Source organism: Ectobacillus sp. (assembly GCF_056992975.1).
This window is the reverse complement of the sequence record NZ_JBXKMX010000085.1, coordinates 1-5,056: the sequence shown is the minus strand read 5'-3', so window position 1 is coordinate 5,056 and position 5,056 is coordinate 1. Positions and strand designations below refer to the sequence as shown.

Annotated in this window: 5 protein-coding genes; all 5 read left to right on the top strand. The window is 39.3% G+C overall.

The genetic code is table 11. From position 1 onward, the window contains the following. Positions 1–333 (top strand): ABC transporter permease (locus tag AC11ZT_RS04295; protein WP_484058418.1); only part of this gene is annotated, 333 nt, incomplete at its 5' end. A gap of 23 nt (positions 334–356) precedes the next feature. Further along, positions 357–1,076: an EcsC family protein gene (locus tag AC11ZT_RS04290; protein ID WP_484058417.1), complete on the top strand. Its 720-nt coding sequence runs from the start codon at positions 357–359 to the stop codon at positions 1,074–1,076. Between the two features lie 194 nt (positions 1,077–1,270). Further along, on the top strand, positions 1,271–3,388 hold the full coding sequence (locus AC11ZT_RS04285) for a transglycosylase domain-containing protein (RefSeq protein WP_484058416.1): 2,118 nt from the start codon (positions 1,271–1,273) through the stop codon (positions 3,386–3,388). Between the two features lie 198 nt (positions 3,389–3,586). Then, positions 3,587–4,633, top strand: a complete 1,047-nt coding sequence (hemE, locus tag AC11ZT_RS04280; RefSeq protein ID WP_484058415.1) for a uroporphyrinogen decarboxylase — start codon at positions 3,587–3,589, stop codon at positions 4,631–4,633. A gap of 25 nt (positions 4,634–4,658) precedes the next feature. Continuing rightward, on the top strand, positions 4,659–5,056 hold a 398-nt coding region (hemH, locus tag AC11ZT_RS04275; RefSeq protein ID WP_484058414.1), incomplete at its 3' end, for a ferrochelatase.

Below are 5,056 nucleotides of genomic sequence, written 5' to 3'. Positions count from 1 at the left end.
ATCGTCTATTACGTACCGTTTCTATATGCAAGGATTTTTATCAGCCTTTTATTTATTTATATAATCGCATACCAGTTGCTTAGCTTGGCGAAGCATTATCACGTCACACTTTGGGTAAATTTATATCCAATAGAAGCGGTAGTACAGCAACGCGCATTTTTAACATTACTTATGCGACTACTCGTATTATCATCTGTTTTGTTTTCAATTGTGTTTGCCTTTGCTACGTACAATTGGATCATGACAGCAGTCGTCCTTCTTTGTAACCTGGTTTTTAGCTACGGATTTACGTACGGATATAGTAGCAAGCGAATGAAAACCCTCTTACCTTAAGTAATAAAAGGGAAGTGAACTCGTTGACTGATTATGAAACAGTTATGCGTATCCGGCTCATGCAATGGAAAGAAGAAATGCTAAAAAACTCATCTTTTATGAACCGCGTATCAAAAAAAGTACAAGTAAAAGTGCAGCAGCTAACGCCTGAAAAAGTGAATGTTGTGCTGACAGAAAGTATAAAAAAGATGGTTCAAGGAATTCTCATAGGATCGGATTTTATCCAGCCAACGTTGAAGGAACATAATCTGTCATTACAACAGCGAGATGAACGAGTAAATCAGAAACGAGAAGATTATAAGAAAATTGCTGCTGTAGAAGGGGCAGGTACCGGTGCGGGTGGTCTCTTACTTGGCCTGGCAGATTTCCCATTACTTGTATCGATTAAGATTAAATTTTTATTTGAGGTAGCAACGATATACGGTCATGATACGAGTAAAGAAGAGGAGCGTCTTTTTATTCTTTATGTATTTCAGTTAGCATTTTCTAGTGACAAGCATCGTCGTGATATTTTTACCATCATAGAAGACTGGGAAGTATGCAGAGAAAACGAGCGTAGCGTAGATTGGCGAACCTTTCAGCAAGAGTACCGTGATTACATTGACTTAGCTAAAATGTTACAGCTTGTACCAATTATTGGGGCAGCCGTAGGAGCATATGCAAACTACAACTTATTGGATCGACTTGGTGAAGTTGCAATGAATTGCTATCATTTACGATGGCTGCAAGCAAAAGGGGAATAGGGAAACCTACTCCTCTTTTGCTTGCAGATCATCCCCCATAAAGGCAGTCTATTTTATTATAGTAAGAAATAAATACGTTTCTCTTTTATTCCTCTCTTTTTTTTGTTGTAAAAAAGATTGAGGTTCTATACATAAAGGAATATATTCTTCTAATACTAATACAAACCATCTTATGGTAAAGGAGACCTACTGCCTTGAAAAAGGGACTCATCCTAACAGGAAGTTTGGCAATCGTCTGCGTTGTTGCACTTATCGGTTATTTAGTAATTATCTTTTTGGGTAATTTTGTTATTGATGATAAAAAGCTGGTGTTTGAGTCTACTTCTCGCATCGTAGACGAACAAGGAAATGAAATAACAAAAATGTATGTTCAAAACAGGGAACTCGTTTCTATTGATGATATTCCGCTTTATGTACAGCATGCCTTTGTAGCAGCAGAGGATACAAGGTTTTATGAGCATCATGGTGTGGATTTCACTTCCATATTCCGTGCATTATATAAAGACATTCTCGCTGGTTCGAAGGTAGAGGGCGGGAGCACGATTACGCAGCAGCTTGCTAAAAATATATTTTTAACAAATGAAAAAACGTGGCTTCGTAAAACGAAGGAACTGATCATTGCAGTGAATTTAGAACAGCGTTATACGAAAAATCAACTGCTAGAAATGTATGTGAATCAAGTTTATTTTGGTCATGGAGTATATGGGATTCAAACCGCTTCCCAATTTTATTTTCATAAAAATGTACAAAATTTATCCGTTTCCGAAGGGGCGTTATTGGCTGGTTTAATGAAGGCGCCTACTAGCTACTCTCCTATTTTGCATCCTGATAAGAGCAAGGAGCGTCGTGACTTGGTTTTGTCTTTAATGAATAATCAAGGCTTTTTGAGCGCAGAAGAAACAGTCCGTGAACAGGGAAAAACACTTGCACTAGATGTACAAAACTCTAAAGAAGAGCAAGCATTCTTACCTTTTATTGATATGGTGTTTCAAGAAGCAGCGGATACGTACAAGCTATCCTATGAAGAAGTATTAAGAGGTGGTTATACGTTTGTTGTTACATTAGATCCATCTATACAGAAAACGGCTTACAACCTTTTTCAAGATAATCGTAACTTTCCTAGTGGTAGTACGGATATAGAAGGTTCTTTTGTTCTGATGGATAGCAAGACGGGAGGGATAAAGGCGGCCATTGGCGGACGCAATTATGTTCCAAGGGGCTATAATCGATTATATATGAAAAGGCAGCCCGGCTCCGTGATTAAGCCGCTTCTTGTTTATGCCCCTGCTCTTGAAACGAAGAAATATCAGCCTTATTCGATGTTATCAAATGAAAAACAGTCATTTAACGGGTATATTCCTCGTAATTATAATGATGTCTATTCTAAAGAAATTACGATGTTTGATGCAATCAAAGACTCAGCTAATGTCCCTGCTGTTTCGCTTTTAAATGAAATCGGTATAGATACAGCGAAATCTTACCTAGCAAAGGCGAATGTGAACATTCACGATACGGGATTAAGTGCTGCACTAGGTGGTTTGCAGGAAGGAATGTCCCCGCTTGAACTAGTAAAAATGTATCGTGCTTTTTCTGCAGAAGGAAATGTGACTGAGCCCCATGTTATTGAAAGGGTAGTAAATCAAAAGGGGGCTATTATTGGACAGGCCGGGCAAACAGAAACGAATGTGTTTTCGAAGCAAACCGCTTGGTTTATGACACGTATGCTGGAAGGAACAGTAAAGGATGGAACAGCTCAATCTGGCACTTACAACGGAGCGTTAGCTGGGAAAACCGGAACGACCTCGCTCCCTAACCGTGATACAGGTGCGAGAGACGCATGGTTTGTTGGATATACTCCAAATATGGTAGGGGCTGTATGGATGGGGTATGATCGCACCGATGATACTCATTATGTAACCGAGGGTAGCGATTATCCAACGAGACTATTTAAAAAAATTTTAGTGTCTTCTCATGCCGAGACACAAACAGCATTTACAATGCCTGACGGAGTAGAAAACATTGGAGAGCCTATACGATTAGCAAAGTTAACCAATGTACAGGCAAAGCTAACCTTTACACCCATTGGGTTGTTTACGGTAAATATCACGTGGAATCCACTTGCAGACAGTCGGGTGCAGTACCGTATTTATAAGAAAGACGGAGGTACGAATACCTTGCTGACAACTGTTACTGGACAATCGGAGTATGAAATGAAATATGTAAATGTGTTTGCTGTACCTAGTTTATATATCGTGCCCTTTAATCCACAGACTAATCGCGAAGGGGAAAAAACAGACATAGTCAAATCCTAGTAATTAGCAATATGATATAATGCGTAAGGAATCCATCTGGATTTAAAATGTTGATTGCAAATTATAAAAGTGTCGATTTGTTGAACTTAAACATTCTACTGTGCAATTTTATTAGTAAAACGGTATAGTAGGAAAAGGTACGGTTTAAGAATACGCTATCATTTTTGTAAAAAATGTAATTGAGGGGAGATAGGGGTTGTGGTACGACAATTCAACGATACGCTATTAAGAGCATGCAAAGGGGAAAAAACAGATTATGTCCCAGTATGGTATATGAGACAAGCGGGACGTTCTCAACCTGAATACCGTAAAATCAAGGAAAAATACTCCTTATTTGAAATAACGCATCAGCCCGAATTGTGTGCATACGTTACAAAGTTACCGGTAGACAATTACGGTGTAGATGCTGCGATACTCTATAAAGATATTATGACACCGCTGCCCTCTATCGGAGTGGACGTAGACATTAAAGCTGGTATTGGTCCTGTTATAAGCAATCCCATTCGCTCATTACAAGATATAGAGCTTTTAGGTGAAATACATCCAGAGCAAGATATTCCTTATGTACTGGATACAATACGATTATTAACTGGTGAAATGCTAGATGTTCCGTTAATTGGCTTTTCCGGTGCTCCGTTTACGCTTGCAAGTTATATGATTGAGGGAGGGCCATCCAGAAATTATAATAAAACAAAAGCGCTAATGCATGAGGATGAAAAAGTGTGGTTTGCGCTTATGGATAAATTAGCAGCAATGACGATTGCCTATGTTACAGCTCAAGTGAATGCAGGGGCAAAAGCCATTCAAATTTTTGATTCTTGGGTAGGTGCATTGAATGTTGCAGATTATCGCACCTATATCAAGCCTGTCATGCAACGTATTTTCTCTGAGCTTCGTCCTTTGAAAGTTCCTCTCATTATGTTCGGCGTGGGAGCAAGTCATTTGGCAAACGAATGGAATGAATTGCCGCTTGATGTTGTAGGATTGGACTGGCGTTTACCGATTGAGCAGGCACGCGCACGCGGCATCCAGAAAGCAGTACAAGGGAATCTAGATCCTGCAATCTTACTTTGTTCATGGGATGTCATTGAGAAAAATGTGAAGAGTATCTTGGATCAAGGGATGAAACAACCCGGTTATGTATTTAATCTTGGACATGGGGTATTTCCTGAAGTTAAACCAGAAACATTGCAGCGCTTAACATCGTTTATTCATGAGTATACGACGCTCCATCAGAAACATTAGAATAATAGAAGGCGGGATTCGAATCATGAAAAAGAAATTGGGTTTGCTTGTCATGGCATACGGAACGCCATACAAGGAAGAAGATATCGAACGCTATTATACACATATTCGTAGAGGGAGAAAACCAACTTCAGAAATGTTTGCAGATTTAGTAAGACGGTACCGCGCAATTGGCGGAATCTCTCCTCTTGCAAAAATTACGGAAGAACAGGCTACTAAGCTCGAAGCAAGGTTAAATGAAATGCAAGAAGAATTTGAATTTCATATGTATTTAGGACTAAAGCATATTGAACCATTCGTAGAAGATGCCGTTCGGCAAATGCATGAAGATGGAATTGAGGAAGCAATTAGTCTTGTATTAGCCCCTCACTATTCTACATTTAGTGTGAAATCGTATAACGGTCGTGCAAAGGAAGAAGCAGC